16 protein-coding genes and 1 riboswitch are annotated in these 18,053 nt (G+C 42.7%); of the genes, 1 reads left to right on the top strand and 15 read right to left on the bottom strand.

What is annotated here, in order from left to right; translation table 11 throughout:
* Positions 1–290: 290 nt before the first annotated feature.
* The 12 genes from JX304_RS05665 to JX304_RS05605 all read right to left on the bottom strand — a co-directional run bounded on the left by JX304_RS05665 (position 291) and on the right by JX304_RS05605 (position 13,993).
* A complete protein-coding gene (locus tag JX304_RS05665; protein WP_003008277.1) occupies positions 291–1,001 on the bottom strand; it encodes an ABC transporter ATP-binding protein in 711 nt (236 codons plus the stop codon).
* On the bottom strand, positions 1,001–1,765 hold the full coding sequence (locus JX304_RS05660; protein ID WP_205011638.1) for an ABC transporter ATP-binding protein: 765 nt from the start codon (positions 1,763–1,765) through the stop codon (positions 1,001–1,003). Before JX304_RS05660 ends, JX304_RS05665 begins: the two co-directional genes overlap by 1 nt.
* A complete protein-coding gene (locus JX304_RS05655; protein ID WP_205011637.1) occupies positions 1,765–2,712 on the bottom strand; it encodes a branched-chain amino acid ABC transporter permease in 948 nt (315 codons plus the stop codon). The genes JX304_RS05660 and JX304_RS05655 overlap by 1 nt, the downstream gene beginning before the upstream one ends.
* A gap of 3 nt (positions 2,713–2,715) precedes the next feature.
* Entirely contained in the window at positions 2,716–3,585 is an 870-nt protein-coding gene (locus JX304_RS05650; protein ID WP_205011635.1) for a branched-chain amino acid ABC transporter permease, read from the bottom strand.
* A gap of 81 nt (positions 3,586–3,666) precedes the next feature.
* Positions 3,667–4,824, bottom strand: a complete 1,158-nt coding sequence (locus tag JX304_RS05645; protein WP_205011634.1) for an ABC transporter substrate-binding protein — start codon at positions 4,822–4,824, stop codon at positions 3,667–3,669.
* Between the two features lie 108 nt (positions 4,825–4,932).
* Entirely contained in the window at positions 4,933–5,211 is a 279-nt protein-coding gene (locus JX304_RS05640; protein ID WP_205011633.1) for a DUF2129 domain-containing protein, read from the bottom strand.
* A gap of 121 nt (positions 5,212–5,332) precedes the next feature.
* The gene (gene clpP, locus JX304_RS05635; RefSeq protein WP_205011631.1) at positions 5,333–5,923 is read right to left on the bottom strand and encodes an ATP-dependent Clp protease proteolytic subunit ClpP; all 591 of its coding nucleotides are present in this window, start codon (positions 5,921–5,923) and stop codon (positions 5,333–5,335) included.
* 129 nt (positions 5,924–6,052) lie between these two features.
* Positions 6,053–6,682 (bottom strand): uracil phosphoribosyltransferase, encoded by a 630-nt coding sequence (gene upp, locus JX304_RS05630; protein ID WP_205011630.1) that lies wholly within the window; start codon positions 6,680–6,682, stop codon positions 6,053–6,055.
* Positions 6,683–6,900: 218 nt separating this feature from the next.
* Positions 6,901–9,561: a magnesium-translocating P-type ATPase gene (gene mgtA / locus JX304_RS05625; RefSeq protein ID WP_205011629.1), complete on the bottom strand. Its 2,661-nt coding sequence runs from the start codon at positions 9,559–9,561 to the stop codon at positions 6,901–6,903.
* A gap of 207 nt (positions 9,562–9,768) precedes the next feature.
* Positions 9,769–9,926: riboswitch (M-box (ykoK) riboswitch) on the bottom strand.
* A 36-nt stretch (positions 9,927–9,962) separates the two neighbouring features.
* Positions 9,963–11,126 carry a MalY/PatB family protein gene (locus JX304_RS05615; RefSeq protein ID WP_205011626.1) on the bottom strand — a complete coding sequence of 388 codons (1,164 nt, stop codon included), beginning with the start codon at positions 11,124–11,126 and terminating at the stop codon, positions 9,963–9,965.
* Position 11,127: 1 nt separating this feature from the next.
* Positions 11,128–12,225, bottom strand: coding sequence for a cystathionine gamma-synthase (locus JX304_RS05610; RefSeq protein ID WP_205011625.1), 1,098 nt, complete (start codon positions 12,223–12,225; stop codon positions 11,128–11,130).
* A gap of 139 nt (positions 12,226–12,364) precedes the next feature.
* A complete protein-coding gene (locus JX304_RS05605; protein WP_205011623.1) occupies positions 12,365–13,993 on the bottom strand; it encodes a putative polysaccharide biosynthesis protein in 1,629 nt (542 codons plus the stop codon).
* A gap of 87 nt (positions 13,994–14,080) precedes the next feature.
* On the opposite strand from JX304_RS05605, the gene JX304_RS05600 reads away from it, so the two are divergent.
* The gene (locus tag JX304_RS05600; protein WP_205011622.1) at positions 14,081–15,526 is read left to right on the top strand and encodes a UDP-N-acetylmuramoyl-L-alanyl-D-glutamate--L-lysine ligase; all 1,446 of its coding nucleotides are present in this window, start codon (positions 14,081–14,083) and stop codon (positions 15,524–15,526) included.
* Between the two features lie 314 nt (positions 15,527–15,840).
* Here the strand turns inward: JX304_RS05600 and JX304_RS05595 are convergent, their stop codons facing one another.
* From JX304_RS05595 to JX304_RS05585, 3 genes are all read right to left on the bottom strand, one after another.
* Positions 15,841–16,491: a DUF1803 domain-containing protein gene (locus JX304_RS05595; RefSeq protein WP_205011621.1), complete on the bottom strand. Its 651-nt coding sequence runs from the start codon at positions 16,489–16,491 to the stop codon at positions 15,841–15,843.
* Complete coding sequence (locus JX304_RS05590) at positions 16,475–16,987, bottom strand: YiiX/YebB-like N1pC/P60 family cysteine hydrolase (protein WP_205011619.1); 513 nt, start codon at positions 16,985–16,987, stop codon at positions 16,475–16,477. The genes JX304_RS05595 and JX304_RS05590 overlap by 17 nt, the downstream gene beginning before the upstream one ends.
* Before the next feature lie 63 nt (positions 16,988–17,050).
* The gene (locus tag JX304_RS05585) at positions 17,051–17,986 is read right to left on the bottom strand and encodes a manganese-dependent inorganic pyrophosphatase (RefSeq protein ID WP_205011618.1); all 936 of its coding nucleotides are present in this window, start codon (positions 17,984–17,986) and stop codon (positions 17,051–17,053) included.
* Between the last annotated feature and the right edge of the window lie 67 nt (positions 17,987–18,053).

Genomic DNA, 18,053 nt, shown 5'->3' with positions numbered 1-18,053 from the left:
ATGCTATTTTTTGAATCATTTGGGAGTATATTGAAACTTTCCGCCGTGAGAAAAGTGCTTGAAACAAGATTGTTTCAAGCACTCGGGAGTTTTGAGAGTAAAACAGTTCGGGGAACTGTTTTAGCCTGAGCTTAGAAATTAAAAAGCGAAGGGGCTCAAAACTAAGTCATGGAACTTCGTAGAAGTTCGCTGACGTCCGTACTCACCTATGGAAAGTTTCTAAATTTTCTTTGTCATCAATACGAAGAAAGATTTAGCTATCTTTTTCTTTCAAACAAACTTTAGAAATCTTATCCACCCAAATAAGCCTTACGGACTTCTTCTGAGGCTAAGAGTTCTTTTCCTGTTCCGGAAAGAACGACTTTCCCTGTTTCGAGAACATAACCACGGTCTGCGATGGCAAGGGCCTTGTTGGCATTTTGTTCAATCAAGAGAACGGTTGTTCCTTGTTTTTGGATATCTTGGATGATATCAAAGATTTCTTGGATGAAGATTGGGGCCAATCCCATAGAAGGTTCATCCAAAAGCAAGAGTTTTGGCGTCGACATGAGGGCACGACCCATTGCGAGCATTTGTTGTTCCCCACCAGATAGGGTGGCTGCATCTTGGTTCTTCCGTTCTTCCAATCGTGGAAAACGAGAGAAGACTTTCTTCAAGTTGGCTTGATTTTCTTCTCGATCTTTCTTCAAGAAAGCTCCCATTTCCAAGTTTTCCATAACGGTCAAGCCTGGAAAGACGTGGCGGCCTTCTGGAACTTGAGAGAGCCCTGCTGCTACAATCTTTTGAGCCGGAACCTTTTGAATCTCCTGACCCAAGAACTCGATCTTCCCAGCACTTGGACGCACCAAACCTGAAATGGTACGAAGAATAGAGGTTTTCCCAGCACCATTGGCACCGATAAGAGAAACAACTTCCCCTTCATTGACTTCGAAACTGACATCACGGACAGCCTGGATCATGCCATAGTGTACAGAAAGATTTTCAACTTTTAACATAGACATTAGGCTTCACCCCCTAGATATGCTTCGATTACGCGTTTGTTGGTCTTGATTTCATCTGGCGTACCATGGGCAATCAAGCGACCATATTCCAATACATAAATCCGCTCTGTTACTTTCATGACCAAGCTCATATCGTGTTCGATCAGCATGATCGTAATATTGAATTCTTTTTGAATGCGACGGATCAATTGGGTCAATTCTGCTGTTTCTTGAGGGTTCATCCCTGCAGCAGGTTCATCCAAGAAGAGGATTTTTGGCTCTGTAGCAAGGGCACGAACGATCTCCAAGTGACGTTGTTGTCCGTAAGCTAAATTCTTGGCCAAGGTATCTGCTTCTTTTTCCAAACCAAAAATGGCTAACAATTCAAGAGCTTTTGCTTTCAAAGCTTCTTCATTCTTATAATAGCTTGGCAAGCGGAACAGACTAGCAAAGACATGTGGTTTGTGGTGATTGGCAAAGGCAATCAAGACATTGTCCAAAACGCTCAAGTCTTTAAAGAGACGAATATTTTGGAAAGTCCGTCCCAGACCACCAGCAGCGATTTTATAAGGTGCTTTACCGTTTAATAGGTGCCCATCTAAAGTAATGGTTCCTTCACTTGGCTCATATACTCCTGTTAGGAGGTTGAAGAGGGTTGTTTTACCAGCACCGTTGGGTCCGATCAAACCAACCAATTCCCCTTCATTGAGTTCCATGGTCACATCCCCAACGGCTGTCAAACCACCAAAGTTTTTTGTTAAATTTTTTACTTCAAGAAGTGCCATTAGTTAGCCTCCTTTTTTGAGAGTAGTTTTTTCAAGCTAAATTCCCATGTTCCAAGAAGACCACCTGGACGGAAGATCATCACGAGAATCAAAGCCAATGAGTAAATGATCATACGAACGCTTGAGAAGTCTTGAAGCACCATGTTCAAGATACCCAAGACGATAGCTGCTACAACTGTTCCTGACATCGATCCCAAACCACCAAACACGACAATGATTAAGACATTAATGGTATTAGTGAAAGAGTAATCTTTAGGAACAACAGAACCGATAAAGCCAGCTTGAAGAGATCCCGCAATCGCAGCTGTGATCGCACCAAATACAAAGGCAATGACTTTCACTTTGGTCGTATTGATCCCAACAGATTCTGCTGCGATTTCATCTTCACGAACAGAAAGGGTAGAACGCCCAATTGGACTGCGTAAGAAGTTAATCGTAAAGATCGTTGTAATCACGACAAAGAGGTAAACCAATTGCCAAGTTGTAAAAGCTGGTAAACCAAGGATACCAGCGGCACCATTTGTTAGAGTACCACCATTGACGATCAAGATCCGGATGATTTCAGAAACCCCAAGTGTCGCAATCGCGAGGTAGTCCCCTTTCAACCGAAGGGTTGGAACCCCAACGATTAAGGCAACGACACCAGCAATCAAAGCACCTAAAACCATAGCACCAAAGAAAGCACCGTAGGTTGGCGATTTAGAACCGAGAATGGCTGCAGAATAGGCACCAATTGCCATAAAGCCGGCATGACCGAGTGAGAATTGACCTGAGAAACCAACAATGAGGTTCAGGCCAACTGCAAGGATAATGTTAATCCCGATTTGTTCCAAAATTTGGATATAGAAGAGGTTGAGCACACCCGCTGCAACCAAGACTTGGATCAAGGCAAAACCTGCGACCAAAAGACCAAGCCAGACTATATTCACTTTTAAATTTTGTTTCATGGCTTACACCTTCTCTTTCACATTTTTACCGAGGATACCTGCTGGACGGATAAGCAAGATCACAATCAAGATGGCATATACAATGGCATCACGGAAGTCTGAAAGACCAATCGCTGTAGCGAAGGTTTCCAACAAACCGATAACAAATCCACCTAGGGCTGCACCTGGAATGATTCCAATTCCTCCAAGAACGGCTGCGACAAAGGCTTTGATCCCTGGTGTCATCCCCATCAAAGGCTCGATCGAGTTGTAGTACAAACCGATCAAAACCCCACCAGCACCTGCCAAGGCTGATCCCAAAGCAAAGGTAAAGCTGATGGTCCGGTTTACGTTAATCCCCATCAATTGAGCCGCATCACTATCGACAGATACAGCCCGCATGGCTTTCCCCATCTTTGTCTTTTGGATAATAAATTGAAGAGCGACCATCAAGAAAACAGACACTCCCAAGATCATCAACTGAATGTTGGAGATAGAAATCGGACCGAAGTTGTAACGAACCGTGTGAATAACTTGGGGGAAGGAACGGGTATTGGCTCCTACAAAGAAGACCATCCCATATTGGAGCAAAAAGGAGACACCGATGGCTGTGATCAAGGCAGCAATCCGAGTCGAATGACGAAGCGGACGATAAGCCAGGTATTCAATCACAACCCCTAAAATAGCTGTCCCAACCATGGCTAGAAGCAAGGCTACAAAGAAGTTCACTTTCCATGAATTCAATAAGAAATATCCCATAAAGGCACCTACCATGTAGATATCCCCATGGGCAAAGTTGATCAATTTGATAATTCCATACACCATGGTATAACCTAGGGCCAAGAGTGCATAGACACTTCCCAAGATTAGACCGTTCACTAATTGCTGAAGCATATGAACCATCCTTTCTAACAATAAAGAGCGAGGCCAGGATTCTTTATTCTCCTAGCCTCTTGTACAAACAACAAATGATAATTAAGGTTTAACAGACTCAACGGATTTAACTTTACCATCTTTCAAGCCAATCATGAGAGCTGATTTAACCGGGTTGTGGTTCTTGTCGATGGACATTGTACCAGTCACACCTTCCAAGTCTTTCAACTTCGCAAGGTTGTCTTTCAATTCAACAGAGTTCTTAGCACCTTTAGATGCATCAGCAATCATGTAAACTGAATCGTAAGCCAAAGCTGCAAACATTGAAGGTTCTTCGTTGTATTTCGCTTTGTATGCTTCTACGAATTTCTTGGCTTTATCAGTCATTTCACCTTCAGTAGAGAATCCAGCTACGTAGTAGATGTCTGTAGCTGCAGCAGGTGTTGCTTGTTCAACGAATTTCTCATCGCTAAATCCATCACCACCAATGATTGGTTGTTTGATTCCCATACCACGCGCTTGGTTTACGATTTTACCAGTTTCAGTGTAGTAACCTGGAAGAACAATGGCATCGAAGTCTTTATCTTTGATTTTTGTAAGGGCAGCTTGGAAGTCTGTATCCTTAGATTGGAACGTTTCTGTTGCTACGATTTCACCTTTGAAAGATTTCTTGAAGGCTTCAGCAATCCCTTTCGCATAGTCAGATGAGTTATCGTAGTAAAGAACGACTTTCTTCGCTTTCAAGTTATCCGTTGTATATTTTGAAATGATTTTTCCTTGGAAACTATCGATGAAGGTTGCACGGAAAAGGTAATCTTGACCTTTTGTCAAATCATCTTGTGTTGCAGATGGTGTTACCAATGGAACACCTGCTTTACCAGCATTGGCAACGGCTGCTGCAGTAGCACCAGAAGTTGCAGGTCCTACAAGAGCGTTTACTTTTGATTGGGTTACAAGATTAGTTGTAACGGTAGCTGCTTCAGCTGTTTCAGACTTGTTATCTTTGTCTGTGACAACGATCTTCTTACCGTCGGCTCCACCCTTAGCGTTGATTTCATCAACGGCCAATTGGGCACCTTTTTGTTCAGCACTACCATAGGCTGCTACTTCACCAGTTTTTTCAAAGTTAAAACCGACTTTTAGTTCCTTGCCGATTTCGTTACCAGTTGTGTTTGAACCTGAAGTAGAAACTTCACCACAAGCCGCAAGAAGAGCGACACTTGCAATGGTTAAAAATGAAAGAGCAAATTTTTTCTTCATTTGTTTTGATCTCCTTAAATGAATCTTAAAATAAATACATTAAGAATATACCGAATTATCTGACAATTGTCAATAAAAAAAGCGCAATCTACCAAATGATTGCGTTTTCTATCCTTCTGTGACCACGGATGGGGCCTCCAATCGCTGCAAACTCCCCACAAAATCCGTATCTAAATCTTTGAGATGGCAAGGCAAGACCTTTTTGACATAATGTTCTTTCTTTAAGTCTTCCATGACTTGATCGGCCTTGTCACTGTCCACATACAATTGGACATAACGGCATTTCTTAGAATGGTACAAGACATCTCCGACAGATTGTAATTTTTTCCCATCTCGATTGTAATACAACTTGACAATCAAGCCTGTTCTTTCTTGTTTCTCAAACATGGTCAATCCCTTTCTAGTTCTACTACTAGTATATCAAATTTCAAGAAAAAGAACTACTCTTTTATGAGAGCAAAAAAGGCTAGACAGTGCCTAGCCTTGTTGGACCATTCCAGAGGATGGTTTAGCCCAAATTATTGTTGGCCATGATTTCATCAATAAAGCCATATTCAAGAGTTTCTTGCGCGCTCATCCAATTGTCACGTTCCGCATCTGCATGCACTTTTTCAATGGATTGACCTGCATTTTCCGCAAGGATTTTTTCCAAGTTATTCCGTGTTTTGAGCAAGTGTTCTGCTGCAATGGCCATATCCGTTTGTTGGGTACCACCACCAGTACCACCCATTGGTTGGTGAATCATGTACTCTGCATTTGGCAACATGAAGCGTTTGCCCTTAGCACCGCTTGAAGCAATGACAGTCCCCATAGAAGCTGCCATCCCCATGACAATGGTTTGGACATCTGACTTGATAAAGTTCATGGTATCCACAATGGCGAGACCTGCAGAGACAGAGCCACCTGGTGTATTGACATACATATAGATATCTTTTGTATTATCTTGGGCATCCAAGAAGAGCAATTGAGCGATAATGGAGTTAGCCATTTGGTCCTCAACTGGTCCTGTTACCATGATAATTCGATCTTTCAACAGACGGGAATAAATATCGTAAGAACGTTCTCCACGACTGGTTTGTTCAATAACTACTGGAATCATCTATTCTTCTCCTTTAGTATCCATTCATTCTCACGATTCGTGAGGTTCAAAGTATATGTGCTATTATAAACCAATGGTCAAAAAAGGTCAAATCTAAAGCACCTTTTGGACGAATCATGAATGGTTTCTTTATTTGGTACCGAATAAACGGTCACCTGCATCCCCAAGACCAGGTACGATGTAACCATGTTCATTCAAATGATCGTCGAGGGCTGCTGTAAAGATATCAACATCTGGGTGAGCTTCTTGAAGAGCTTTCACCCCTTCTGGCGCTGATACCAAGCAGACAAATTTGATATGGCTAGCGCCGCGTTTTTTCAAGGAATCAATAGCTAGAATAGCGGATCCACCCGTAGCAAGCATCGGGTCCACTACAAAGATACGACGTTGATCAATATCTTCTGGCAATTTCACCAAGTATTCAACAGGTTTCAAGGTTTCTTCATCACGGTACATCCCGATATGGCCAACCTTAGCAGCTGGTACCAAACTTAAGAGACCATCAACCATCCCAATCCCTGCACGAAGAATAGGAACAATGGCCAATTTCTTACCCGCGATTTGCTTTTGAACGGTTTTGGTAATAGGAGTTTCAATCTCAACATCTTCAAGAGGCAATTCACGCAACACTTCGTAGCCCATCAACATAGCAATTTCATCTACCAATTCACGAAATGCCTTTGTAGAGGTATCTGTACGACGAAGAATAGACAATTTATGTTGAATGAGGGGGTGTTTAATAACTTCTAGTTTTCCCATTTTTGAGATCCTTCTTTCTAATCATTCTGTTTCAAATAAGAGCAAGAAATGTGTCTAACCCTAACCCATTTCGTTTTCACTCCGTCTTTGAAAACAAGTTACCATTGGAAACCATCATTTCCAACTTTATAGTCGTCTTATTATACCAAATTTTACAAAAAAAAGAGAGCCCTTACACTTAATTTTTTAAGTTAGGACTCATTCTTTCTACAAATAAATTACAACCACTCTTTGTATTTCTTAATATAGATACGTTTGACAACCGTCACACTCAGCATGTAGAGGACAATAATAGCAAACAACAGAACAAAGTACAATCCATTTAGTTGGCTCAGCTTCAAGATAGAAGCCAAAGGGCTGTATGGAAGGAAGGTCACAAAAGAGGCTCCGACTAAGGTGGTCACCACAACTGAGAAGGCTGGACGACTTTGGATAAATGGCAGTTTTGGTGAGCGCAACATATGAATCACCATGGTTTGAGACCACATGGATTCGATAAACCATCCAGTTTGAAAAACCATGATAAAGGCTGCCGCATCTGCTGCTCCATGCACATACCCATGTCCTAGAATCATTGGGACAACGATAAAGTAAAGGAGCATATAAGTGAGAATATCAAATACAGATGATATTGGACCGATCCATGCCATGAAGCGCATAATGGAATTGGCTTCCCAAATCCGAGGTTCTCTGAGAAATTCCTTATCGACATTGTCAAATGGAAGAGCAATACAGGAAATATCATAAACCAGATTGAGCACAATCAAATGAACGGGCGCCATTGGAAGGAAGGGCAAAAAGATGCTGGCAAAGAGAAGAGAAAAGATATTCCCGAAGTTAGAAGATACCGTCATCTTGATGTACTTGGTCATATTGGCATAGACTTTGCGGCCTTCGACCAAGCCTTTTTCAAGGACCATCAAGTCCTTATCCAGAAGAATGACATCTGCCGTTTCTTTGGCAATATCCACAGCGGTATCCACAGAGATCCCAACATCTGACACCTTCATGGATGGAGCATCGTTGATCCCATCTCCCATGTAACCCACCTTATGGCCATTGTTCTTGAGGCAGAGAATGATCCGTGCTTTTTGATCGGGTGACAGTTTGGCAAAGACCGTTGTTGTTTCCACAACTTGCGCTAAGTCTTGGTCTGTCATCGTATCGATTTCACTTCCTAGTAGAATCCGCTCGACATCTAGTCCTACTTTTTCACAGACAGCTTGGGTGACCTTTTCATTGTCCCCAGTTAAGATCTTAGTTGTGACCCCATATTCTGCAAGAGCTTTGATAGCAGGAGCTGCTGAAGGTTTTGGTGGATCAAGAAAGGCAAGGTAACCGGTTAGGATCATATCTCGTTCATCTTCCACACTAAAGATGTCATTTTCGTCTAAGTCGGTTTTGTAGCTGACGCCAAGTACACGAAGGCCTTGTTCATTTAACTGGGCAACTTCTACGAGAACTTCTTGACGGACTTCATCTGTCAGGCGTTTAATCTCCCCCTTGTACTCAACATAAGTCGATACAGAAAGCATTTCTTCCAAGGCCCCCTTGGTCACCATGCTGACCACACCATCTTCATCCTTAACGATGACACTCATACGACGACGTTCAAAATCAAAGGGCAATTCATCTATCTTATGGAAGGTTTGATCTAGATCGCGAACGATCTCATGTTTCTTGGCTTCTTTTTGTGTCCGGTTAATAATCGCCCGGTCCATCAAATTTTTTAGTCCAGTTTGGAAATAGGAATTCAAGTAAGCCCGGCGAAGGACTGATAGATCCAAATCTCCATGGATATCAAGCGGATACTCCAAAACGATTTCATCTTGGGTCAAGGTTCCTGTCTTATCTGTACACAAAATATCAATCGCACCCAGATCTTGGATCGCATTGAGTTTTTTGATAACGACTTTTTCCTTGGCCATGATGATAGAGCCCTTAGCAAGACTCGCTGTAATAATCATCGGTAGCATTTCAGGAGTCAAACCAACCCCAACGCTGAGGGCAAAGACACCTGCCTCTAACCAGTCACCGTCTGTTAGGCCATTGATCACAAAGACGACGGGCACCATGACTAACATGAGCCGAATCAAAAGCCAAGAAATAGTATTCATTTCTCTCTCAAATGAGGTTGGTTCGTCATAGGTGTTGATGGTTTGCTCAATCGCGCCCATCATCGTCTCATCACCCACTACCAGAACCAAGGCAGTCGCACGTCCGGAGATGACATTGGTCCCCATGAAGGCCAAGCTTTCACTCTCCAAGAGACTATCTAGATTTTGACTGTCGGCTTTTCTGAGACAAATCTTCTCAACAGCATCACTTTCTCCTGTGAGACCAGATTGTTGGACAAAGAAGTCACGAGAATCCATCAAGACCACATCTGCTGGGATCATATCGCCGGCACTCAGTTTGATCACATCTCCGACAACGATTTCATCGATCGGAATTTCTTGTTCTGATTCATCACGCAGAACGGTCGCTGTATTGACAATCATACGAGACAGGTTACTTGCAGCCTTGTCACTTCTTAATTCTTGAATAAAGCGAATTCCACCAGAAATCAAGACCAAGGTCACAATGATGATGGAGGTCGTTGGATCTTGCTCACCTGGCTTCGCTAGCCAGACATTGGTGATGAAGGAAACCAGCGCAATGACCAACAAAATCACCGTAAAAGGATTGATGATGGATTCGTAGATCTTTTTGATCATGGAATCTTCTTGACCTTTTGTGATGACATTTTCGCCATAAATATCGCGGTTTTCTTCCACTTGATCGTCAACTAAACCATAGGCACTGGTTTTATAGGTAGCAAAGGTGCTCTCAAGTGGTTCTTGAAGAGCAGCAATGAGTCTTTCTTTATTTGTTTGCATTGGTATCTCCTTTTTCAATCAGGAGCCAATCACTTTTGGAGTCCCTAGGACACAAATCAGCGATTGGCTGGTTCGGTGCGGTTCGGGATGATCGTCGATTTGTATCATAGCTCTCTCCTTTCACTTTTCTTGGTAAGGCATAAAAAAGAGTCCTACCCTCGATCGGTAGGACTCATGAAACTCGTCATTTATTTTTCAATCAAAACTCTCAAAAAACTGACCGTCCAAGCTTTAGCTCCGCAAGGCGATGAAATGAGCTTAGTCTTGACCTTTGCGATCAGGACTGTTGACCAACGAGTAGTGTCTCCACTGCTTTGCGGTAGTCATCCGTATCCTTGTGGTAGCCTCACCTACCGTTTTTCCGAGTTTATTGTACTCCTTCATGAGCAGAAAGTCAACACCTATTTGTGAAAAGTTTCCACCAATCGTTTGGTAATTTCTTCAATGAGGGTGAAGGGTGCTGCTACATTGAGGCGGGCATGCAAGGTTCCTTCTTTTCCGAAATCTGTTCCACGGTTCAAAATCAATTTGGCTTGGTCATGGATTTTAGCATGTAGCTCATCATCGGTATAAGGATAGGCTGAAAAGTCCAACCAAAGTAGATAGGTTCCTTGGGGCTTCATGACACGGATTTGGGTCTTTTCATGCAATTCATCTACAATATAGTCAATGTGTTTTTCAAAGACTTGCTTGAGTTCTGTCAACCAAGGTTTGCCATGGCGATAAGCTGCTTCTGTTGCAATATAACCCAAGCCTGAGATTTCATGTTGATTATTGGCCAATTGCCGTTGTTTAAAAGCCGTGCGAAGCTTTGGATTTTCAATAACCACATAAGAATTTTTTGTTCCTGCAATATTGAAAGTCTTGGTGGCACTACTTAAAATCAAGCTAAAGTCTTTAAAGCTTGGATCAACTGTGTTAAAGCTGATATGACGATGGCCAAACAAGGCCAAATCTTGGTGGATCTCATCTGAAACGAGTAGGACCCCATGTTTATGGCAGAGATGGCCAATTTTTTCCAAGACCTCACGATCCCATACACGGCCTCCAGGATTGTGCGGATTGCACAAAACATAGAGTTTAACCTCTTGCTCCACAATATCTTTTTCCAACTGATCAAAATCAATTTGAAAAAGTCCGTCTTTTTCGATCAACGAATTTTCGATTAATTTTCGACGATTGAGCTTGACGCTTCGTGCAAACGGAGGATAGACTGGTGTATTGATTAAGACAGCATCCCCTTCCTTGGTGAAGGCTTGAATGGCTGTTGAAATAGCTGGCACAACACCTTCGATAAAGACGACAGTTTCCTTGTCAAAGGAATAGCCGTGCTCATTTTTTTCCCAATCAAGGATCGACTGGTAGAGGCTTTCCGATGCATAGGTGTAGCCATAAACCATTTGGTCAGCATAACCGATAACAGCTTCTCGTACTTCTGGAATGACATTAAAATCCATGTCCGCGATCCAAGCCGGAATGATCTCTGGTTCTGTCTCTGTTTCTTTCCACTTGTAGGTATGGTGGGTCAAGCGATTGGGTAAAGTCGTGAAATCATATCTGGTCATCTTAAGCCTCCAATGCTTGTTTCAAATCGTCGATCAAATCATTCACATCTTCGATTCCGATGGACAAACGAAGCAGATCATCTGTCAAACCATATGAATGACGAACTTCTGCAGGAATGTCTGCATGAGTCTGAGTGGTAGGATAAGTGATCAAACTCTCCACTCCGCCAAGACTTTCTGCAAAGGTAAAGACTTGAAGGGAATTCAGCAAGTTGGGAATTTTTTTCTCATCTTGAATTTTAAAGGAGATCATTCCACCTTTTCCAGTGTAGAGGACTTCTTTGACCTGAGGGGATGTTTTCAAAAACTCTACCACCTTGCGAGCATTCTCTGTGGAGCGCTCCATCCGGATAGAGAGCGTCTTGAGACCACGAATCAAGAGATAGCTGTCAAATGGTGAAAGAACAGCACCGGTCGTGTTCAAATTGTAAAAGAGTTTGTCATACAGGTCTGGATCATTTGTCACAACAACACCAGCCAAGACATCGTTGTGACCAGCCAGGTACTTGGTCGCTGAATGGAGCACAATATCAGCTCCCTCTTCAATTGGGCGTTGGTAGATAGGACTGTAGAAAGTATTATCCACCACGACTTTGGCACCTTTTGCATGGGCCAATTTGGCTAAATGAGCAATATCAAATTCCAACATCAATGGATTAGTTGGCGTTTCAATATAGAGGAAATCCACTTGATCTTTTTCTAGGTGTTGGATCAGTTCTTCTTCTGTATTGGCATAGGTGAAAGAGAAGCGACCTTCTTGCTCTTGTTGGTTAAACCAGCGGAAAGAGCCTCCATAAAGGTCACGAACCGCTAAAACTTTCGATCCAACAGGAAAAATGCTAAAAGCAAGCACAATGGCTGACATTCCAGAGCTTGTCGCCAAAGCATAGTCCGCACTTTCGATAGCTGCCAAGGTCTTTTCAGCAGTCGCACGTGTTGGGTTTTTCGTACGGGTATAGTCAAAACCTGTAGACTGACCAAATTCTGGGTGTTGGTAAGTCGTCGAGAAATGCAAAGGCGTGGTCAAAGCCCCAGTAGCTGTATCTGACTTGATTCCTGCCTGTGCTAAAATAGTATTGATATTGCGTTTTTTACTCATATTGCCCTCCGAAAATCAATTAATCTAACTGCTTACTATTTTATCACTATTATGAGGAGAGCGGTTTTCCCATTTTCAAGACCCAGCTATAGTTTCAAACTATAAGAAAAGTCTGGGTTCTTTTTACCCAACCTCTGATTTATTTGATGCGGAATTTTTGTCTGAGACGTGCTGCTTGCCCTCCGATAAAGCGGTCAAAATACCGTAGCCATAATCCTAAAGCTCCATAAATAGCAACACCTAAGCCTCCAATGACGATGATATAAATCATGCTCGATACACGGCCATTTGGTGGGAAAATCCAGCCCAAAATCAAGCCTGCGATCAAGACTCCAAGTAGCATCACCACCGTTAGAATGGAGCCAAGTAATGTGCGCTTGAAGACGATGGTCCGATTAAATTGAGTAATGCTTTGGATCTCCCGATACATGAGTACGATTGGTACCAGTAAGGCGATAGTTGTTGACAAAAGCGGCCCATAAGAACGAAAGACCAGAATAAATGGAATTTGGAGGACCAATTTCACCACTACTCCATAGAGGAAGTAGCGAATAGCTTTGCGGTTTTGGAAGAGAGCTTGAATCATTGGGGACAAGACTGTGTAAAGACCCAAAATCACCGTCTGCAACATCGCTACGATAAAGAGTCCCAAAGCCAAGTCATCTGGTTGCCCATAAAATACTGTATAAAGTGGTTTTGCGACTGCTACTGCACCAAAGGTAGCTGGAAGCAAGAAGGCTAGCAACATGGTCAAGTTATCCTGTACGAGCTTGCCTGCCGCTTTTAGGTCGCCCTTGACATAATTCTCAGTCAACAGAGGAATCCCTACTCCCCCAATCGAAGTCGCTACTGCGATCAAGATCATGGTGATTTTATTTGGATTGGCAGAAAAGTAGCTGAACTGAACCAAGAGCTCTGAGCGACTAAAGTTGGTAAACCAAGACATGACATTGCTATAGGTCATCTGGTCGATAATCTGAAAGAGCTGAATGGCGGAACCAGTGATGATGAAAGGAATGGCCTCACGGATAGTATCCACGAGAAGCGCACGAGTATCGATTTCCTCACTTTCCTCTTGCTTTCTAAAAATAGATGAGAGCAAGCCTGTCTTACCAAGGTAATAAAAGAGAACCAGAAGGCTCGCTACCATTCCGATAAAGGCAGCAAAGGTTGACTGCGTAACAGCCTGCACATAATCTCCTGAGCCAATCTTCATAATGAAGAAGGTCGTAAGCAACATCCAGATGACCCGGATGACTTGCTCTGCGATCTGGCTAATGGCGTAAGGTTTCATGTTGTTAAAACCTTGGAAAAAACCACGAATCACGCTCATCGAAGGAAAGATCAAGACAGCCCAAGAAAGGCTCTGCATGATTGGAACGAGCTCCTTTCCACCACCTGAAAGGCTAGCAAAGACAGGTGATAAAAGATACATGAGAATGGCAAATCCAAGGCCTAGAATTCCCATGAATTTCAAGAATCCTCGAATCAAAGCAAAGCTATGATCGGCTTGGTCCCGGGTATTGTACTTGGCTACTTGCTTGGCAACAGCCACAGGTACCCCAGCTGTCGAAATCAAGAGAAACCAAGCGTAGATATTGTATCCCATTGTAAAAAGACCATTGGCTTGTGGCCCATATTTTCCCATCCAAATATACCAAGGAATAATATAAGCGGCTCCGAGCAAACGGCTGATAAAATTGCTAGCTGTCATCCAGGCAGTCCCGCGTAGCATCTGGGCTTGCTGGTCATTTTGTTCGTGACTCATAAACGTCCTCTTTCGTTTCTTCTTCTCTTCATTATAAACTTTTCCATGTTACTTGTAAAATTCAGACTTTCGGTTTACAATAGTTTTATGATTACAATTGAACAAACCTTCAACATTTTAAAACATGACCAAAATTTCCGAGAAGTTCTAGTAAATGGAGAATACCATTACCATCTAGAAGGAACAATTTTTGATGCCATTAGCTATGATAGCCGTAAGGTGTCTGCTAGCACCCTCTTTTTTGTCAAAGGGGCGAACTTCAAAAAAGAATACCTGGAACAGGCTATTTCTAATGGGCTCGGCTTTTATGTCTCTGAAAAAGATTATGAAGTTGGTATCCCTGCCATTCTTGTCAATGATATCAAGCAAGCCATGAGCTTAATTGCCATGGAGTTTTATGGGCACCCTGAGAAACAATTAAAATTATTAGCCTTCACAGGGACCAAGGGAAAGACAACAGCGGCCTACTTTGCTTACCATATTTTGGAACAAAGCCACCGTCCAGCTATGCTGTCTACCATGAATACGACACTGGATGGTAAAAACTTCTTTAAATCAGCTCTGACAACACCAGAGAGTTTTGATCTTTTTGCTATGATGGCTCAGGCAGTAGCCAATGATCGGACCCACCTCATTATGGAAGTTTCCAGTCAAGCTTATCTGGTGAAACGGGTTTACGGTCTTACCTTTGATGTCGGCGTTTTTCTGAATATTAGTCCTGACCATATCGGACCGATTGAACATCCAACTTTTGAGGATTATTTCTACCACAAACGTCTCTTGATGAAAAATAGCCAAGCTGTTGTCATCAATAGCGATATGGATCATTTCTCTGTCTTGAAAGAACAAGTCGAGGACCAGAAGCACGACTTCTATGGTAGCCAGTCTGAGAATCAAATTGAAAACTCCAAAGCCTTTCGTTTCTCAGCTACTGGTAAATTAGCTGGAGACTATGACATCCAACTGATTGGTCGCTTCAACCAAGAAAATGCTGTAGCAGCAGGTCTCGCCTGCCTTCGCCTAGGAGCGAGCCTCGAGGACATTCAAAAAGGAATTGCCAAGACGCGGGTTCCTGGCCGAATGGAAGTCTTGACTCAGCAAAACGGTGCTAAGGTCTTCATCGACTACGCCCATAATGGTGATAGCTTGAAAAAACTGCTCTCAGTTGTCGAAACCCATCAAACGGGAACCATTTCACTAGTCCTCGGATCAACTGGGAATAAAGGTGAGAGCCGCCGTAAGGACTTTGGCTTGCTCTTAGAAGACCATCCTGAAATCCAAGTCTTCCTCACAGCGGATGACCCCAACTATGAAGATCCTTTGGCTATCGCTGAAGAGATTAGCAGTTTCATCACGCGCCCTGTAGAGAAAATCGCAGATCGCGAAGAAGCCATTCAAGTGGCTATGGCAACGACCAGCAAGCCTGAAGATGCCGTCATTATCGCAGGAAAAGGAGCTGACTGCTACCAAATCGTCAATGGCGTAAAAGAAGCATATCCAGGTGATGCCACCATTGCTAAACGGTACCTATAATCAAACGAAACAAGGCTAGGAAATTTTCCTGGCCTTGTAATGTAAACAAACTAGTTAAAAATAAAAAAAGTGAAGCGATTCTAGAAAAAAATCAGTTCAAATTTTTAAAATGAATCAAGAAAACACCAAAACTTTCCGCTGTGAGAAAAGTGCTTGAAACGTTACGTTTCAAGCACTCGGGAGTTTTAAAACTTTAGGTTCAAAACTAAGTCATGGAACTTCTTAGAAGTTCGCTGACGTCCGCACTCACCTAAGGAAAGTTTTTAAGATGACTTTGTCTTCAATCAGAGGCTAGGAACTTTTCCTAGCCTTTTCTATTGTTTACTAAACATCAGTCTTTCCTTGTCCAAATCCACTGCTAATTTATATTTGCCTTCATCATTTTTTCGGATATAGCCTAAGACTTCTAAACTATCGACAAAGATGTCTCTGCGCTTTTGCTGGACTTCTTCTTTCTTGAGGAACTTGAGCAAAAAGCTAGTCATATACTTGAGAGCATACTCAGGATTGACATCTCCTAAAATGATATAGAGTTTTTCTTGGTCCTCTGTCAAAGGGTATTGGTGTTTCACCTTGTAGAAGTAATTGGAAAGTGTCTGTGCATTTCGCGCAAAGTCCGTCTCCTCTATGAGAATCGCTTCATTGGTCGTGTTGCAGAGTTCCGTTTGAAAAACCTTGGCTTTTAATTCTTGATAAACTGCACTGTCCTCTCGGACAAAGACCTCTTGATCCAGTTCAACCCGATCAGCTGACTCCAAGAAGGGCAGGTTGAGGGTGTAGCGTTTATTTTCCCTTAGGATGAAGCCTGCTTTGATATATCCCTCCATCAGCTTATCCACTGGTTGATCTGGAAATTGAGCCTTGATCTGCCGCAGGATCACATCGTTATGCTGATCCAAATAGTTGATCAAGTCCTTAAAAAAAGGCTGACGTGTCAAACGAGATGGGTTAAAAATCCGAATCATGAAGATTCCTTTCTTTACATTTCAACAGTGGAGAGGATGATAACTGACTCGGATTGGTTCCTGGCTGATTCAGAGGTACAGCTAGACCGAGTTCTCTGTAGTAATCCACCCAGAACGGACCTATCTCCTGCTCCCCATCTCCAAACTTCATGGGAATAGTCTCAAAAATGGGTAAGATTTCTGCAATATATTGGGAACAGTAAAAACCGGTTCCATCTGGGTAAAAGGAAGCATTATAGGGAGCCCCTAAGTGGCTCTCTGCTTTCTTTTTGACCTCTTTGAGATCAATTCCCGGATAGCGATAAAGATCGTAAACTCGATCTGACTCAAAGAAATCTACCGGTTCTTGACAGACAACACCAGCTTCCCCAGTTGCGTGATAAATCAAGCCGTCCAAAAAGATAGCCACATGGCTGTAGTTCCCTGTTGAAGCCTGAATGGCCTGTCCCATATCTGACGGGTCCTTTACAAAAATCAAATCACCTGTTTCTAACATGGTCTCCTCCTAGCAAAAAAGGAGCCGAAACTCCTTTTTAACAATGGGCTTCCCCATCTATCATTATGCATTAAAGCTTTCAGTCAATTGTGGTACCACTTGTTTCTTACGTGAAACAGCACCTGGAAGGAAAGCGTGGTTGTTTTCAAGTTTGAAGTTGAAAGCTGCTTCTACCTTGTCCAGATTAGCACCCAGAGCCAAAATTTCTGAGTTTGAGTTGACGATGTCTGTAATCATCAAAACAAAGTCAGAGTAGCCGTTAGCTGCATTTGCGGCTTGGATAGCTGCTTCGATTTCAGCTTGGCGTTCCAAGACTTCAGCAATATCAACTGTGTTGACTTGAGCCACACGGACATTGTTCCCGTTGAGTTCAAATGTCTTGGCATCGATATCAATCAATTCTTCTGCTGATTTGCTTGCCAAGTTGGTACCAGCCTTGAGCATGGCAAGACCGTATTCTTCCAAGTTTACACCAGCCAATTCAGCCAATTCAGGCGCAATCACTTTATCTGATGGGTGAGTGGTTGGAGATTTCAAAAGAAGAGTATCTGAAATCAAACCTGAAAGCATCAAACCGGCCAATTCTTTTGGCACTGCTACACCGTGTTCTTTGAACATGCGATAAACAATAGAAGATGCTGATCCAACTGGTTCCAAACGCATGTAAAGTGGGCTGGCAGTTTCAAAGTTAGCCACACGGTGGTGATCCACCACACCGTAAACTTCTACTTCAGCGATATCTGAAACAGATTGTTGGAATTCGTTGTGGTCTGTTAAGATGACTTGCTCTGCGCCTTCTGCTTTAGCAGATGTGATCACGCGTGGTGCTTCCACACCAAAATAGTCCAATACAAAAGCTGTTTCTTCGTTTGGAGTACCCAGAGCCACTGCTTCTGTATCCAAACCGTAAGCTTCTTTTGCAAGATAAGCAAAGGCTACTGATGAACCGATAGCATCTGAGTCAGGATTTTGGTGACCAAAAACAAGAATTTTTGACATGTTTCTACCTCTTTATTTTCATTTATCTATTTACCCTATTTTAGCACGTTTTGCCATTTAAAGAAAG

This window comes from Streptococcus parasanguinis (assembly GCF_901875555.1).
Lineage (GTDB): Bacteria > Bacillota > Bacilli > Lactobacillales > Streptococcaceae > Streptococcus > Streptococcus parasanguinis_H.
This window is presented reverse-complemented; position numbering and strand designations above follow the sequence as displayed.

Coding starts and splice junctions, on each gene's coding strand:
- JX304_RS05665 (WP_003008277.1), bottom strand. CDS start 1,001: ATGTCTATGTTAAAAGTTGAAAATCTTTCTGTACACTATGGCATGATC.
- JX304_RS05660 (WP_205011638.1), bottom strand. CDS start 1,765: ATGGCACTTCTTGAAGTAAAAAATTTAACAAAAAACTTTGGTGGTTTG.
- JX304_RS05655 (WP_205011637.1), bottom strand. CDS start 2,712: ATGAAACAAAATTTAAAAGTGAATATAGTCTGGCTTGGTCTTTTGGTC.
- JX304_RS05650 (WP_205011635.1), bottom strand. CDS start 3,585: ATGCTTCAGCAATTAGTGAACGGTCTAATCTTGGGAAGTGTCTATGCA.
- JX304_RS05645 (WP_205011634.1), bottom strand. CDS start 4,824: ATGAAGAAAAAATTTGCTCTTTCATTTTTAACCATTGCAAGTGTCGCT.
- JX304_RS05640 (WP_205011633.1), bottom strand. CDS start 5,211: ATGTTTGAGAAACAAGAAAGAACAGGCTTGATTGTCAAGTTGTATTAC.
- clpP (WP_205011631.1), bottom strand. CDS start 5,923: ATGATTCCAGTAGTTATTGAACAAACCAGTCGTGGAGAACGTTCTTAC.
- upp (WP_205011630.1), bottom strand. CDS start 6,682: ATGGGAAAACTAGAAGTTATTAAACACCCCCTCATTCAACATAAATTG.
- mgtA (WP_205011629.1), bottom strand. CDS start 9,561: ATGCAAACAAATAAAGAAAGACTCATTGCTGCTCTTCAAGAACCACTT.
- JX304_RS05615 (WP_205011626.1), bottom strand. CDS start 11,126: ATGACCAGATATGATTTCACGACTTTACCCAATCGCTTGACCCACCAT.
- JX304_RS05610 (WP_205011625.1), bottom strand. CDS start 12,225: ATGAGTAAAAAACGCAATATCAATACTATTTTAGCACAGGCAGGAATC.
- JX304_RS05605 (WP_205011623.1), bottom strand. CDS start 13,993: ATGAGTCACGAACAAAATGACCAGCAAGCCCAGATGCTACGCGGGACT.
- JX304_RS05600 (WP_205011622.1), top strand. CDS start 14,081: ATGATTACAATTGAACAAACCTTCAACATTTTAAAACATGACCAAAAT.
- JX304_RS05595 (WP_205011621.1), bottom strand. CDS start 16,491: ATGATTCGGATTTTTAACCCATCTCGTTTGACACGTCAGCCTTTTTTT.
- JX304_RS05590 (WP_205011619.1), bottom strand. CDS start 16,987: ATGTTAGAAACAGGTGATTTGATTTTTGTAAAGGACCCGTCAGATATG.
- JX304_RS05585 (WP_205011618.1), bottom strand. CDS start 17,986: ATGTCAAAAATTCTTGTTTTTGGTCACCAAAATCCTGACTCAGATGCT.